This window comes from Pseudomonas marginalis (assembly GCF_900105325.1).
Classification (GTDB): domain Bacteria; phylum Pseudomonadota; class Gammaproteobacteria; order Pseudomonadales; family Pseudomonadaceae; genus Aquipseudomonas; species Aquipseudomonas marginalis.
This window is the reverse complement of the sequence record NZ_FNSU01000004.1, coordinates 420,127-434,182: the sequence shown is the minus strand read 5'-3', so window position 1 is coordinate 434,182 and position 14,056 is coordinate 420,127. Positions and strand designations below refer to the sequence as shown.

At 60.0% G+C, this 14,056-nt stretch carries 10 protein-coding genes; 6 read left to right on the top strand and 4 right to left on the bottom strand.

Features of this window, described 5'->3' with window-relative positions; translation table 11 throughout:
• Positions 1-11 precede the first annotated feature (11 nt).
• The 3 genes from aceF to msrA all read left to right on the top strand — a co-directional run bounded on the left by aceF (position 12) and on the right by msrA (position 5,378).
• A complete protein-coding gene (aceF, locus tag BLW22_RS32550) occupies positions 12-1,661 on the top strand; it encodes a dihydrolipoyllysine-residue acetyltransferase (RefSeq protein ID WP_074848532.1) in 1,650 nt (549 codons plus the stop codon).
• A gap of 303 nt (positions 1,662-1,964) precedes the next feature.
• On the top strand, positions 1,965-4,658 hold the full coding sequence (locus tag BLW22_RS32545; protein WP_065925674.1) for a putative bifunctional diguanylate cyclase/phosphodiesterase: 2,694 nt from the start codon (positions 1,965-1,967) through the stop codon (positions 4,656-4,658).
• Between the two features lie 72 nt (positions 4,659-4,730).
• On the top strand, positions 4,731-5,378 hold the full coding sequence (gene msrA / locus BLW22_RS32540; protein WP_065925675.1) for a peptide-methionine (S)-S-oxide reductase MsrA: 648 nt from the start codon (positions 4,731-4,733) through the stop codon (positions 5,376-5,378).
• Between the two features lie 83 nt (positions 5,379-5,461).
• On the opposite strand, the gene BLW22_RS32535 is transcribed toward msrA, so the two are convergent.
• Positions 5,462-6,298 (bottom strand): 23S rRNA (adenine(2030)-N(6))-methyltransferase RlmJ, encoded by an 837-nt coding sequence (locus tag BLW22_RS32535; RefSeq protein WP_074848530.1) that lies wholly within the window; start codon positions 6,296-6,298, stop codon positions 5,462-5,464.
• Positions 6,299-6,473: 175 nt separating this feature from the next.
• Between BLW22_RS32535 and BLW22_RS32530 the strand changes: the two genes are divergently transcribed.
• Positions 6,474-7,751: an O-acetylhomoserine aminocarboxypropyltransferase/cysteine synthase family protein gene (locus BLW22_RS32530; protein WP_065946633.1), complete on the top strand. Its 1,278-nt coding sequence runs from the start codon at positions 6,474-6,476 to the stop codon at positions 7,749-7,751.
• Here the strand turns inward: BLW22_RS32530 and BLW22_RS32525 are convergent.
• Both BLW22_RS32525 and BLW22_RS32520 read right to left on the bottom strand, forming a co-directional pair.
• On the bottom strand, positions 7,737-8,462 hold the full coding sequence (locus BLW22_RS32525; RefSeq protein WP_074848528.1) for a DUF4123 domain-containing protein: 726 nt from the start codon (positions 8,460-8,462) through the stop codon (positions 7,737-7,739). The genes BLW22_RS32530 and BLW22_RS32525 overlap by 15 nt on opposite strands.
• Positions 8,462-10,492: a type VI secretion system Vgr family protein gene (locus BLW22_RS32520; RefSeq protein ID WP_074848526.1), complete on the bottom strand. Its 2,031-nt coding sequence runs from the start codon at positions 10,490-10,492 to the stop codon at positions 8,462-8,464. Before BLW22_RS32520 ends, BLW22_RS32525 begins: the two co-directional genes overlap by 1 nt.
• A 368-nt stretch (positions 10,493-10,860) precedes the next feature.
• On the opposite strand from BLW22_RS32520, the gene BLW22_RS32515 reads away from it, so the two are divergent.
• A complete protein-coding gene (locus BLW22_RS32515) occupies positions 10,861-11,808 on the top strand; it encodes a hypothetical protein (RefSeq protein ID WP_074848525.1) in 948 nt (315 codons plus the stop codon).
• On the top strand, positions 11,798-12,187 hold the full coding sequence (locus BLW22_RS32510; RefSeq protein WP_074848523.1) for a hypothetical protein: 390 nt from the start codon (positions 11,798-11,800) through the stop codon (positions 12,185-12,187). The genes BLW22_RS32515 and BLW22_RS32510 overlap by 11 nt, the downstream gene beginning before the upstream one ends.
• A gap of 96 nt (positions 12,188-12,283) precedes the next feature.
• On the opposite strand, the gene putP is transcribed toward BLW22_RS32510, so the two are convergent.
• Complete coding sequence (gene putP / locus BLW22_RS32505) at positions 12,284-13,768, bottom strand: sodium/proline symporter PutP (protein WP_074848521.1); 1,485 nt, start codon at positions 13,766-13,768, stop codon at positions 12,284-12,286.
• Positions 13,769-14,056: the final 288 nt, after the last annotated feature.

The window sequence follows — 14,056 nt, the reverse complement described above, 5'->3', positions numbered from 1 at the left end:
GGAGATTTTTTGTGAGCGAACTCATTCGCGTACCTGACATCGGCAGCGGTGAAGGTGAAGTAATCGAGCTGTTTGTGAAGGTCGGCGACACCGTCGAAGCCGACCAGAGCATCCTGACCCTGGAATCGGACAAGGCGAGCATGGAAATCCCTGCTCCCAAGGCCGGCGTGGTCAAGAGCCTGAAAGTGAAGCTGGGCGACCGCCTGAAAGAAGGCGACGAACTGCTGGAACTGGAAATCGAAGGTGCCGCTGATGCGGCCCCTGCGGCGGCACCTGCTGCCGCTGCTGCACCGGCGCCTGCCGCGGAAAAACCTGCCGCTGCTGCCGAGGCTCCTGCAGCCCCGGCGGCTGCTCCAGCCGCAGCGACTGTCCAGGACATTCATGTTCCGGACATCGGTTCGTCGGGCAAGGCCAAGATCATCGAGCTGCTGGTCAAGGTCGGCGACACCGTCGAAGCCGACCAGTCGCTGATCACCCTGGAGTCCGACAAGGCCTCCATGGAAATCCCATCGCCGGCTGCCGGCATTGTGGAAAGCATCGCGGTCAAGCTGGAAGACGAAGTCGGCACTGGCGACTTCATCCTCAAGCTGAAAGTACAAGGCGCTGCACCTGCTGCCGCTCCAGCCCCTGCGGCCGCTCCGGCTGCGGCAAAGGCTGAAGCTGCACCGGCCGCTGCCGCACCTGCGCCTGCTGCAAAAGCCGAGGCCGCTCCGGCCCCTGCTGCTGCACCTGCGCCAAGCGGTGCCAAGGTTCACGCTGGCCCGGCGGTACGTCAACTGGCCCGTGAGTTCGGCGTCGAGCTGAACGCTGTGTCGGCCACTGGCCCACACGGTCGCGTGCTGAAGGAAGACGTGCAGGTCTACGTCAAAGCCATGATGCACAAAGCCAAGGAAGCTCCGGCTGCCGGCACTGCTACTGGCGGCGCGGGCATTCCACCGATCCCGGTGGTGGACTTCAGCCGCTTCGGCGAGACCGAAGAAGTGCCGATGACCCGCCTGATGCAAATCGGCGCGTCGAGCCTGCATCGCAGCTGGCTGAACATTCCGCACGTGACCCAGTTCGACCAAGCCGACATCACCGACCTGGAAGCTTTCCGCGTTGCGCAGAAAGCCGTGGCCGAGAAGGCCGGCGTGAAACTGACCGTGCTGCCGCTGCTGCTCAAGGCCTGTGCGCACCTGCTCAAGGAGCTGCCGGACTTCAACAGTTCGCTGGCGCCAAGCGGCAAGGCGATCATTCGCAAGAAGTACGTGCACATTGGTTTTGCCGTCGACACGCCGGATGGCCTGCTGGTACCGGTCATCAAGAACGTCGACCAGAAGAGCCTGCTGCAACTCGCTGCCGAAGCGGCTGCACTGGCTGCCAAGGCCCGTGACAAGAAGCTCACCGCAGACGACATGCAAGGCGCGTGCTTCACCATCTCCAGCCTCGGTCACATTGGCGGTACGGGCTTCACGCCAATCGTCAACGCGCCGGAAGTGGCGATCCTGGGTGTTTCCAAGGCCACCATCCAGCCAGTCTGGGACGGTAAAGCGTTCCAGCCGAAGCTGATGCTGCCACTGTCGTTGTCCTACGATCACCGTGTGATCAACGGCGCGGCTGCTGCACGCTTCACCCAGCGCCTGAGCCAGTTGCTGAACGACATCCGCACCATCCTGCTGTAAGCCACAGCGGCCTCCCTTTCATCGGGGAGGCCTGGTTGCAACGATTTCCGAGCGCCACGCTCGTACCTCAACCCCGTCAATTTGGCGGGGCTTTTTTTGCTTTTCTCTACAGACAGAACAGGGTTGTACACCTTCTGTCATCCTGACTGAAGAATTCCTCCGCCTGGCCGATAACCCCCTTATAGCACTTAGCCTTCATCCTCTCTTGTCAGCCCGCGCCGCATGATGCAACCTTGCCGCAGGCAACAGTAAAGAGGGCGTGAGCCCGGCGCCGTGCGCGTTATTTGAAGTGAGTTCCCCCCCATGAAAAGCCAACCCGATGTCGCCCGTATGGCGGCCGAGGTAGTGACGCAGTTACCGGTGCCTTCGCGCCTCGGTATGCTGCGTTTCGAGCGGCTTAATGAGGCAAGCTGGGCCCTTCTGTACCTCGACCCTAACTGCGAGCGCCAATTCGGCCTGTCGGCGGTCGAGCTGTGTGCGCTGCTCGGCACCCCCTTCGCCAGCCTGATGGAGCCTCAGGCGCGCTATCAACTGCACGACACCATCCAACAGCAACTGAGCGACAGCCCTCACTATCTGGTGCGCTACACCCTGCACACCAACGATGGCCCCCTGAGCCTGCTGGAAATGGGCGAAGCCTACAAACAACACAATCGCCATCTGCTGCGCGGCTACCTGATGGTGGTCGACGGCCTGTTCAACGAAGTCTCCCTGCCCGCCCCGACGGAGGACCTGGAAAGCCAGAACAGCCGCCTGCAGATCGCCCTGGAGCTCAACCAGCGCGCCCAGCAGGAACAACTGCAGCACCTGGAGCGGGTGCGCGCCCAGCAGGAGCTGATCCTGTTGCTGGCCCGCCAGCGCTACACAGCCAACAATTCGCTGCAGGAAGCCGCAGAGCTGATCACCCGCAGCGCCTGTGACATCTACCAGATCGACTGCGCAAGCATCTGGAACCTCGAAGGCCAGCGCCTGGTACCGATCTCGGCCTACCACCGCGATGACCAGCAGCACCACCTGCCTGAGCCCATCGACGCCAGTTGCTTTCCGGATTACCTGGAAGCCCTGCACACCAGCCGGGCAATCGACGCAACCAACGCGATGCGCGACCCGCGCACCCGGGAAATGGTCGAAAACCTGCGCGCCAGGGACGTCCACGCCATGCTCGATGCGAGTATCCGCGTCGACGGACAGGTGGTGGGCGTATTGTGTCTGGAACAGGGAGGCAGCCCGCGTGCCTGGCAGGCCGATGAGATTGCCTTTGCCGGCGAACTGGCCGACCAGTTCGCGCAAGTGATCAACAACCACAACCGCCGTACCGCCACCAGCGCCCTGCACCTGTTCCAGCGTGCCGTGGAGCAAAGTGCCAATGCCTTTTTGCTGGTCAACTGCGACGGCGTGGTGGAGTACGTCAACCCAAGCTTTACCGCGATTACCCAGTACAGCGCCGAAGAAGTCCACGGCCACCGCCTGGCCCAGCTGCCGGCCCTGGAAAACCTCAGCGAACTGCTGTTCGACGCACCGTCGAGCCTGGCCAAGAGCAACAGCTGGCAGGGCGAGTTCAAGAGCCGACGTAAAAACCTCGAGCCCTACTGGGGCCAGCTGTCGATTTCCAAGGTATATGGCGACAACCGTGAGCTGACCCACTACATCGGCATCTACGAAGACATCACCCAGAACAAGCTGGCCCAGCAGCGCATCGAACGCCTGGCCTACACCGATAACCTGACCAACCTGGGCAACCGTCCGGCATTTATCCGCAACCTTGATGAGCGCTTTGCCCGCGACAGCGACAGCCCGATCAGCCTGTTGCTGGTGGACATCGACAACTTCAAGCGCATCAACGACAGCCTCGGCCACCAGACCGGCGACAAGCTGCTGATCAGCCTGGCCCGCCGCCTGCGCAACAGCCTGAGTGCCGGCGGCAGCCTGGCGCGTTTTGCCAGTAACGAATTCGCGGTGCTGCTGGACGACACTGACCTGGAAAGCGGCCAACAGGTGGCCAGCCAACTGCTGGCGACCCTCGACAAACCGATGTTCGTCGACAACCAACTGATCAGCGTCACCGGCTCCGTGGGCCTGGCCTGTGCACCGCTGCATGGCCGTGACCCGCAGACCCTGATGCGCAACGCCGGCTTGGCCCTGCACAAGGCCAAGGCCAACGGCAAACACCAGGTACAGGTGTTCACCGAAGCCTTGAACGCCGAGGCCAGCTACAAGCTGTTCGTGGAGAACAACCTGCGTCGTGCCCTGACCCAGAACGAACTGGACGTGTTCTACCAGCCCAAGCTGTGCCTGCGCAGCGGCCGCTTGCTGGGCATGGAAGCGCTGCTGCGCTGGAACCATCCGGAAAAGGGCATGATCCGCCCCGATCAGTTCATCAGCGTCGCCGAAGAGACCGGTTTGATCATCCCGATCGGCAAATGGATCGCGCGCCAGGCCTGCCGCATGAGCAGGCAACTGAGCGCCGCTGGCATGGGCAATTTGCAGGTAGCAATCAACCTGTCGCCCAAACAGTTTTCCGACCCGGACCTGGTCGCCTCGATCGCCACGATCCTCAAGGAAGAACAGCTGCCGGCCAACCTGCTGGAACTGGAGCTGACCGAAGGCCTGCTGCTGGAAGCGACCGAAGACACGCGCCTGCAACTGGACCAGCTCAAGAGCTTCGGCCTGACCCTGGCCATGGACGACTTCGGCACCGGTTACTCGTCGCTGAGCTACCTGAAAAAATTTCCCATCGACATCATCAAGATCGACCGCAGCTTTATCCACGAAATCCCGGACAACCAGGACGACATGGAAATCACCTCGGCCGTGATCGCCATGGCCCACAACCTCAAGCTCAAGGTAGTGGCCGAAGGCATCGAGACCCCCGAGCAACTGGCGTTCCTGCGTCGGCACCGTTGCGACGTTGGCCAGGGCTACCTGTTCGACCGGCCGATCCCCGGTGCAGAGCTGCTCGAGAAGCTTAGACGCTATCCGCGCGGGCCAATCGCCTGACAGCGCTGTAACACTCGGGCACACTGGCTGTCTGAAATTTACCGCTAACTCAACCTGACGAGAGGACTGCTCATGGTCTTGCGCTCGGAAATTCTGGTGAACAAAAACGTGCTGCCTACTCAAGAACAAGCGTTGCCTGGTCGTGAAACCCCGATGAACCTGCCGCAGACGCACTTCGTCAACGGCAACCCGCTGCTGGGCCCATTCGTCGACGACGTCGGCTTCGCGATCTTCGGCCTGGGTTGTTTCTGGGGCGCCGAGCGCAAGTTCTGGCAGCGCGATGGCGTGGTCAGCACCGTGGTCGGCTATGCCGGTGGTTTCACGCCGAACCCGACGTATGAAGAAGTCTGCTCGGGCCTGACCGGCCACAGCGAAGTGGTGCTGGTGGTGTATGACCAAGCCAAGGTGAACTACGAAGACCTGCTGAAGATGTTCTGGGAACTGCACAACCCGACCCAGGGCATGCGCCAGGGCAACGACATCGGCACCCAGTACCGCTCGGTGATCTATGCGACCACGCCTGAGCAACTGGCGGCGGCAAAGGCCAGTGCCGATGCCTATCAAGCAGAATTGACCAAGGCCGGCCTGGGCACCATCACCACCGAAATCGAAGAGGCGCCGACGGTGTACTTCGCCGAGGCGTATCACCAGCAGTACCTGGCGAAGAACCCGCAGGGCTACTGTGGGATCGGCGGTACCGGCGTGACTTGCCCGATCTGAAGATCGGAGCTGCAAGTTTCAAGCTGCAAGCTGCAAGTGGTGTTTTCTGCTCTCACTTGCAGTTTGAAGCTTGAAGCTTGCAACTACTCAGCTATGAGCCAATCCATCTGCCACCCACCCTGGGTCTGGCCAAGCTTCTTGGACAGCCACGGCAGCAGCTCACGCAACTCCTCTTCCAGGCCCCACGGCGGGTTGGCAATCGCCAGGCCCGAGCCGGTCAGGGTGTTGGGCGTGTCCAGCGGATGCACCAGCAATTCCACGCGCAGCAACTTCGGCGCACCGGTGCCGGCCAGGTCCTGGTAGAAGCGACGCAGCATGCGCTGGTCCTTCACCGGGTACCAGATCGCCGCGACAGTCTGGCGCATACGGCTGACGGCTTCCTTGAGGGCGGCGGCGCAGCGCTGCATTTCGTCGAGCTGTTCAAACGGCGGATCAATCAGCATCAGCGCACGTTTTTCCGGCACCGGTAACAGGGCGCGCGGCACATGCCAGCCTTCACCCAAATGAACCTTGACCCGACGATCGCCCTTCATGTTGTCCTTGAGCAGTACGCCGTCTTCCGGATGCTTTTCATTGAGCAGCACGCGGTCTTGGGGGCGCGTAAGGCGGCGGGCCAGCTCCGGCGAGCCTGGGTAGTAGCGCAACTGGCCATCCGGGTTCATCTCATGCAGCACACGCATGTAATCGGCGCTCAGCGGCGGTAGATCGTCGGCGCCCCACAAGCGCGCGATACCTTCCAGGTACTCACCCGTGCGATTGGCCTGATCACCTTGCAGGTCGTACAGACCAATCCCGGCATGGGTGTCGAGGTAGGCGAACGGCTGCTCCTTGCGCGACATCAGGGCGATGAGGCGGGTCAAGGTCAGGTGTTTGAAGACATCGGCGTGGTTGCCGGCGTGAAAGGCGTGACGATAATTCATGGTTGCTCCTGCGCAGGGGGCGAAGTTTACCTTCTAAGGGCGCAAAGGTGCAGGGCCGCATGCCGGGCGGTGCTTATGCCGCAAACGCAGGCAGCCCGTTGAAAAAAATCTAAATGCCGACGGCAAGGCGGATTTATTGTGGCCTTCCACCACTCCAGGGAGGTCAATAACAATCATGAAAGACGCCACCATCGCGCTGCACCACGGTTTCAAGTCGGACCCGACCACCAAGGCCGTCGCCGTGCCGATCTACCAGAACGTCGCCTTCGAATTCGATAACGCCCAACACGGCGCCGACCTGTTCAACCTGGACGTACCCGGCAATATCTACACGCGCATCATGAACCCCACCAACGATGTGCTGGAGCAGCGCATCGCCGCCCTTGAAGGCGGTATCGCAGCGCTGGCAGTCTCGGCCGGCAGCGCGGCGATCCACTACGCAATCCAGACCTTGACCCGTGCGGGTGACAATATCGTCACCACTCCGCAGCTTTATGGTGGCACCTACACCCTCTTCGCCCACCTGCTGCCGAGCTTTGGCGTGGAGGTGCGTTTCGCCCGGGACGATTGCGCTGCAGCCATCGCCGAACTGATCGATGACAACACCAAGCTGGTGTACTGCGAAAGTATCGGCAACCCCGCGGGCAATATCATCGACATCGAAGCCCTGGCCGACGTTGCCCATGCCCGTGGCGTGCCGCTGGTGGTGGACAACACCGTGGCCACGCCGATCCTGTGCAAGCCGATCCAGTTCGGCGCCGACATCGTGGTGCACTCGGTGACCAAATACGTCGGCGGCCATGGCAACTCCCTGGGCGGTGTAATTGTCGACAGTGGGACGTTCCCGTGGACGAAATACGCGGATAAATTCCCCGGCCTCAACCAGCCCGAGCCGGCCTATCACGGCGTGGTCTATACCGAAAAATTCGGCCCCGCCGCCTTCATCGCCCGTGCTCGTACCGTGCCACTGCGCAACACCGGTGCAGCGTTGGCGCCGATGAATGCCTTCCTGTTGCTTCAAGGTCTGGAAACACTGGCATTGCGCATGGAGCGCCACACCGAAAACGCCCTGAAAATCGCGCAATTCCTGCAAGGCCATGCCCAGGTGGAATGGGTCAGCTACGCCGGCCTGCCGGACCACCCGCACCACGCATTGGCGCAGAAATACATGCAGGGCAAACCGTCGGCGATCCTGTCCTTCGGCTTGAAGGGCGGCTTTGATGCCGGTGTGCGCTTCTACGACGCCCTGCAAATCTTCAAGCGCCTGGTCAACATCGGCGACGCCAAGTCCCTGGCCTGCCACCCGGCTTCCACCACTCACCGACAGATGAACGAGCAGGAACAGGCCAAGGCCGGCGTAAAACCGGAAATGATTCGCCTGTCGGTGGGTATCGAAGCGGTCGAAGACCTGATCGACGACCTGCAACAGGCGCTGGCCTCAACTCAACTCTGAGTCCAGGTAGCCCGCCAGCGCTTCAGCGCTGATGTCCGTACTGCGCGCGAAGTAGGCGACCTTGTGCTGCAAGGTCGCCGGTGTGAACGCGGCATACAGGTCGGGGCGCTGCTCTTCAAGCCACTGCAGCAGGTTGTCGATCAGGGTCTGTGGCGACTGCGCGGCCAAGTGTTCCAATAACGATTCAGGCACTCGCCACCAAGGGCTGGCTTTGGCCGCCGTTACCGACGCCGTCGCAACGCCCAGCGACTGGCCATTGATCAGATACCGCTGGAACACCGGCAACACCGCGCCGATTTCATCGCCCAGCTTCTGCACGATCGGCAGGAACTGAGCGCCATCCCAGAAGCGCAGGAACACACTCCGCTCATCGGGAAGCAGTATCTTGGTCAGGCTTTGCAGGTGGGCGACGACGACTTCCAGCGGACTGGACGATACCGCCAGCCAACCCCAGTCCGTCGCGTCAGTGGTTGCAATCCAATCGAGGAAGGCACTGTCGGATTCGACAATCCCTACGCAGGGCATCACCTCACCCCACTCGGCATAGGCCGTGCCTGCCCAGATCGCTTGAGGCGGCATCCCGGCTGCCGAGACTTTCCAGGCAGCCAGCGGTTTCGCATCACTGGCACTGCTCAGCACCACATAGAGCCGCTCGCCGGGGAGTAGAGGGCATTGCCCTAGCCAGTCATCGGGGGTCAGGGATTGAGGCATCAGGGAAAATTCCTTTTAAGGTTGAATGGGGTGGGGGCACCGCACTGCCCGGCACTGCAGCGTTGGCACTCTTCGCAAAACGGAGCACTACGTTTGAGGCTGGCCACTTGCATCCGGCTCAGCGGTGCGGGAATAACCGCCAGCAATGCCGCCTTCACCCCAGGCATCAATGGCGAAGCCGCCGGAGCAGGCGCGCCTCCCAGCTGAATCGGCGCGCTGCTGAAGATCCCGTCTGCCGACAGCGTAATCGACTGCCCACCGGCCTGAATTGTCACGCTTGCGCCCGCCTCTATAACGACGCTCTGCCCGGCGCCAATCTGGATGGCCCGCCCGGCCCGCATCTGCTGCGAACCACCGACCACCAGATGATCGTCCTGCTTGAGTTCGGTCAAACGATTGCCATGGGTGATGCGCTGCTCTTCGCCATGCAGTTCATGGTACGACTCACCGCCCACCCTGATGCGGCATTGATTGTCGATCTGCACCTGCTGGTCGTGCAGCACATGTTGGGTCCAGTCCCGCTGGGCGCGCAGGTAGATCTCCTCGGCGCCCTTGCGGTCTTCGATGCGCAGTTCGTTGTAGCCACCGCCACCGGGGCTGCTTTGGCTACGGAAGATGCTGCGGGTCTTGTCTGCCGGCAGGTCGAGGGGAACCGGCGTCGCCGCGTTGGGCAGACAGCCCATCACCAGCGGCATGTCCATATCTCCATTGACGAACCCCACCAGCACTTCCATGCCCACGCGCGGGATAAGCACCGAACCATAGCGGTCATGGGCCCAACCGCTGGCCACCCGCAGCCAGCAACTGGAATGATCGTTATGCTCGCCAACGCGATCCCAGGCCAGTTGCACCTTGACCCGGCCGTATTCGTCGCAATGGATTTCACTGTCGACGGGGCCGGTGACCACGGCGTTCTGGTAACCCGACAAAGTCGGCCTCGAGTGCTCAGGTGAGGGCGGGCGGAAGATCACGTCCCACGGAGTCGCCACACATTCATTGCGATACCCCTGAAGAAAATCTCCACCGCCAACCTCGGTGACAGCCTCCTCCAGAACCTGGGGCTGCCTGCCTTCGTGGGTAACTTGCGTCACCAGCCACACGTCATTCCATTCGTCCCGCGGATGCCCAGTCAACTTGAGGAACCGGCCGCTGCTCAATGCAGGGTCATCGCCGCTGGCACGAGCTATTCGATAGTCGCTACGGTGCCGCTCCAGGCCACGTTGCGCGAGGTATTTGCCGTGGGGGCGATCGGAAAAATGACCGGGGTAGGCCTGCGCCTCAAACCGTGGAAGCTGTTCGCCGACCACGCCACTCTCCAGCACCAGGCTCGGCTTGAGAAAGTCGTAGTCACGCAGGTTGACCGCGGTGGTGCGGGTTTCCAACCGCAGCGCAAAGCGCTTGATGGCCGGCGTATCCGCCACCATCCCGGAGCCCGGCATGTAGGGCGTAGGCTGATCGGGCGGGGCGAAAACGGTCTGGTCATCGCCAAACACCAGCAGGTGTCCTTCGGGCGAATGCTGGAAGTGATAGTGAATCCCCTGTTCGGCACACAGGCGCTGAATGAAGGCCAGGTCGCTCTCGCCAAACTGCACGCAATACTCGCGCTCGGGATAGGCGCCACTGAGGTGAAATTCGAATTGGTCGGCATGGAGCTGCTGCTCCGCCAGCACCTGCGCAATGATCTGCGGCACCGTCTTGTGCTGGAAGATCCGCTGGTGACTGCTGTGCGCGAGATAGGCCAACTGCGGCACAAGGCTGATCTGGTAACGCGTCAGCCGCCGCCCGGAATCGCCCTGCGCCACCCGATAAACCAGGCCGTGGACGCCATGACCGTGAGCGTCGAAGCCCAGGTATGCCGGACGATGCAGCAGGCTTTCCAGGTCCAGGTCGGGCTGTTCGCTGATCAGTTCAAGATCAAAACGATACGGCTGGCTGATGGCTTCATTGCCATGGAACTCGAACACCTTGAGTTCACTCGGCACACCGTCGAGGGTCAGGGTAAAGGCACTTTGATTGGCAGGAGCGAACATCCGGTGTTTCTCTGCGAGGGGTAGGCGGGAGATTCTGTACCAGTCACTTATCGAACCGACCGCAGCGCGAACAAATCAGTAAATCCTTACGCGCCGGGTTTCCAATTCCTAGCTTCACTCTTTCATGGCTTTTCGGCAGGTAATTGCACACCGAGCCTCAGTAAAAACACACGCGTCTGACAGAACTCAGACGCAGCTCAGTAGCCCTTTTCCCAAAAACAAAAAACCACCCGAAATTCATCCGCCATAACCAAGACACCCTCCAGGTGGCTATTTAAATTGCGCAGCCATGTTCATTCAAAAAGGAATGCTTTCATGGCAGGCAATCACCTCGCTTCGAGCCAATCTGCATCGCGGGGGAGTGTGTAATGCCTCCCCCCTATGCATTCATCAATGAGCATCGACAAACCTCAGTGGAGCTCAAGGCAAAACTACGATTGAGCAAACACGCCGAAGCGAAGTTTGATGCCCTCAATACTCATATTCGCAATGTTGTTGTACTGCCAGGGCAGTTAGTCATCATCGGGGACGAAACCACAGCGAGCTGTACCTTGGAAGAGTCACGCTTGATGCGCGCCGCCTGGGACATTCGTCATAGCGTAATGGCCGAAGGCGCAGATACCTTCGCCCTGCACAACTACGACCTGCTACAAAAACTGCTGGGTTACGCATCACTAGGGATAGGTACTGCAGGCGACGCTTGGAGCCGACACTTACAAGAAATAGTGAACACGCTCGATGAAATTGATGCACTGCACAAACAATCATTGCGTCTTGGAGGAGGTGCTGCAAGAGATGACTTCCTGGCTCGACGCCAAGTTCTATTTGCCAAGCTGGAAGCACAGATGCGCAGCTTTGCGCGTTATGGAACAGGCCTGAGGAATGAAGGCTCGATCAAGAAAATGCTGGGAATTTCAACCAAGAGCTACTTGCATAGTGGGGAGATAAATCAGTACAGCAAAACTATTGCGCGGGTCTCCAAAACAGCAAAATTTCTTAAAAACGGTACACCATTGGGAATAGCACTGAGTACGACAGCGACGGCGCTGGAGATCAAGGAGGCGTGCTCCACTGGGAGAGATCAGCAATGCAGAAAAGCGAAGTATGTGGAGGCAGGTAAATTAACGTTCGGGGTGGCAGGGGGAATCATCGGAGGCCAGATGGGAATGGGTTTGTGTATAGCCGTAATGGCCCCGACAGCCGGGCCGTTTGCCTTGGGCTGCCTTCTGATAGCTGGGGGAGCAATGGGCTTTGCTCTAGGTAACTTGGGAAGCGAGGTCGGCGCAGCCGCCGGAGAAGTCCTGTATGAGTATTGAGTACGTCCTCAGCCTCCCCGCAAAAGATCAAGTAGCGCTGGTCTCGGCGGGCTCAATGCTTACAGCGGTCATTCTCGATTTTTTCCTGGCCTATCGAAAATTGAAAAAGATGGAAGATTTGTTGGACCAGTGCAGCCTGATAAACAACTACAGGCGTATTTTTAGTGACAACCTACCAGGAAGATTAGGCAGACTATGTGCCGTCTATATAGCAATCGCGCTGCCGAAGTGGAACGCAAAACGTGGCGTTATTAACGCAAAACAGGTCAAGGAGTTTCCGCGCAATCTGAAACTCGCACTTCACGGAACGGCCCTCACAGGTCTAGTCGGAGCTGTCGGTGCGATAATCTTTCATTTCAGCAATCAGCTGAGCCTGTGATCCGCGTTGTTTGACCTCAAAACCTTAAAAAAACGGCCCCCATCCAAAGGACGCAGGCCGTTTTTTCATCTCGACAGGCGCTCAGCGCCCGGCGAATCACTTATTGAGGTTGTAGTCTTTTTCCGCCGCATCAAAGCGCTCGACCATACCGGCTGTCGGTGCGCCCAGCTTGCTTACGAAATAGATGGCCAGACTGGCGAAGATGAAGCCAGGGATGATTTCGTAAAGGCCCAGCAGTTCGAAGTGCTTCCACACGATCACGGTGGTCGCGCCGACCAGGATGCCGGCCAGTGCGCCGTTGCGGGTCATGTTTTTCCAGATCACCGAGATCAGCACCACAGGGCCGAACGCAGCGCCGAAACCGGCCCAGGCGTAGCTCACCAGCCCCAGGACGCGGTTGTTCGGGTTGGCGGCCATGGCGATGGCGATCAGGGCAACCACCAGCACCATCACGCGACCGATCCACACCAGCTCAAGCTGGGAGGCGTTCTTGCGCAGGAACGCTTTGTAGAAATCTTCGGTCAGGGCGCTGGAGCACACCAGTAGTTGGCAGCTCAAGGTGCTCATCACGGCGGCGAGGATGGCCGACAGCAGGACACCGGCAACCCATGGGTTGAACAGGATTTTTGCCAGTTCGATGAACACACGCTCAGGGTTTTCGGTGACGGGACCGGCGACCTCAGGGTGCGCCGAGAAGTAAGCGATACCGAAGAAGCCCACCGCCACGGTACCGGCCAGGCACAGGATCATCCAGGTCATGGAGATGCGACGCGCCTTGGCGATCGACTTCACCGAATCCGCCGCCATGAAGCGCGCGAGGATGTGCGGTTGACCGAAGTAACCCAGGCCCCAGCCCATCAACGAGATAACACCGATGAAAGTGGTGTTTTTCAGCATGTCGAAACTGGTCGGGTCCTTGGCTTCAATCGCCAGGAACGTAGTGTCCACACCGCCGGTGGCCAGCAGCACAATGATCGGCGTCAGGATCAGCGCGAAGATCATCAGCGTGGCTTGCACGGTATCGGTCCAGCTCACGGCCAGGAAACCACCGATAAAGGTGTAGGCAATAGTCGCTGCAGCACCGGCCCACAGCGCGGTCTCGTAGGACATGCCGAAGGTGCTTTCGAACAGACGGGCACCGGCCACGATGCCGGAAGCGCAGTAGATGGTGAAGAACACCAGGATCACCACCGCAGAGATGATCCGCAGCAGGCCGCTTTTATCTTCGAAACGGCTGGAGAAGTAATCCGGCAGCGTCAGGGCGTCACCGTTGTGCTCGGTCTGTACCCGCAGGCGACCGGCCACGAACAGCCAGTTGAGGTAGGCACCGACGATCAGGCCGATGGCGATCCAGCTTTCCGACAGGCCGGACATGTAGATCGCGCCCGGCAAACCCATCAACAACCAGCCGCTCATGTCGGAAGCACCGGCGGACAAGGCTGTCACCACGCTACCGAGGCTGCGACCGCCCAGGATGTAATCGGAAAGGTTGTTGGTGGAGCGATAGGCCATCAGGCCGATCAGCACCATTGCTGCGATGTAGATCACGAATGTGATCAGGGTTGGATTACTTACGCTCATATGAGTGACGCCCTGGCTTTGTTTTTATGTAGCGGCGGTCTGTCAGACGGCCACCCACTGGTCAGTGAGTAAACGTACCTGCGTGCCGCGCATTTATGACTGACGTTTCCCCAGGAAAGCCGCCAGCCGATGAACCAAACCCTAAAGTCGGTTGCACCTTGGGCGCGAATGCTATTCAACAAAGTAAATAAGGTGCAACCAGTTTCTTGGGAATAAGTTGCACCCAGGTGTAAAACACAAAAAACACTGGTTTTTTGCTCCTTTTCGGAGCAAGAACAGCCGATCTCA

What these genes read in the sequence shown, in the direction of transcription:
- BLW22_RS32545 (WP_065925674.1), top strand. Translation starts at nt 1,965, where the DNA reads ATGAAAAGCCAACCCGATGTCGCCCGTATGGCGGCCGAGGTAGTGACG.
- msrA (WP_065925675.1), top strand. Translation starts at nt 4,731, where the DNA reads ATGGTCTTGCGCTCGGAAATTCTGGTGAACAAAAACGTGCTGCCTACT.
- BLW22_RS32535 (WP_074848530.1), bottom strand. Translation starts at nt 6,298, where the DNA reads ATGAATTATCGTCACGCCTTTCACGCCGGCAACCACGCCGATGTCTTC.
- BLW22_RS32530 (WP_065946633.1), top strand. Translation starts at nt 6,474, where the DNA reads ATGAAAGACGCCACCATCGCGCTGCACCACGGTTTCAAGTCGGACCCG.
- BLW22_RS32525 (WP_074848528.1), bottom strand. Translation starts at nt 8,462, where the DNA reads ATGCCTCAATCCCTGACCCCCGATGACTGGCTAGGGCAATGCCCTCTA.
- BLW22_RS32520 (WP_074848526.1), bottom strand. Translation starts at nt 10,492, where the DNA reads ATGTTCGCTCCTGCCAATCAAAGTGCCTTTACCCTGACCCTCGACGGT.
- BLW22_RS32515 (WP_074848525.1), top strand. Translation starts at nt 10,861, where the DNA reads ATGCCTCCCCCCTATGCATTCATCAATGAGCATCGACAAACCTCAGTG.
- BLW22_RS32510 (WP_074848523.1), top strand. Translation starts at nt 11,798, where the DNA reads ATGAGTATTGAGTACGTCCTCAGCCTCCCCGCAAAAGATCAAGTAGCG.
- putP (WP_074848521.1), bottom strand. Translation starts at nt 13,768, where the DNA reads ATGAGCGTAAGTAATCCAACCCTGATCACATTCGTGATCTACATCGCA.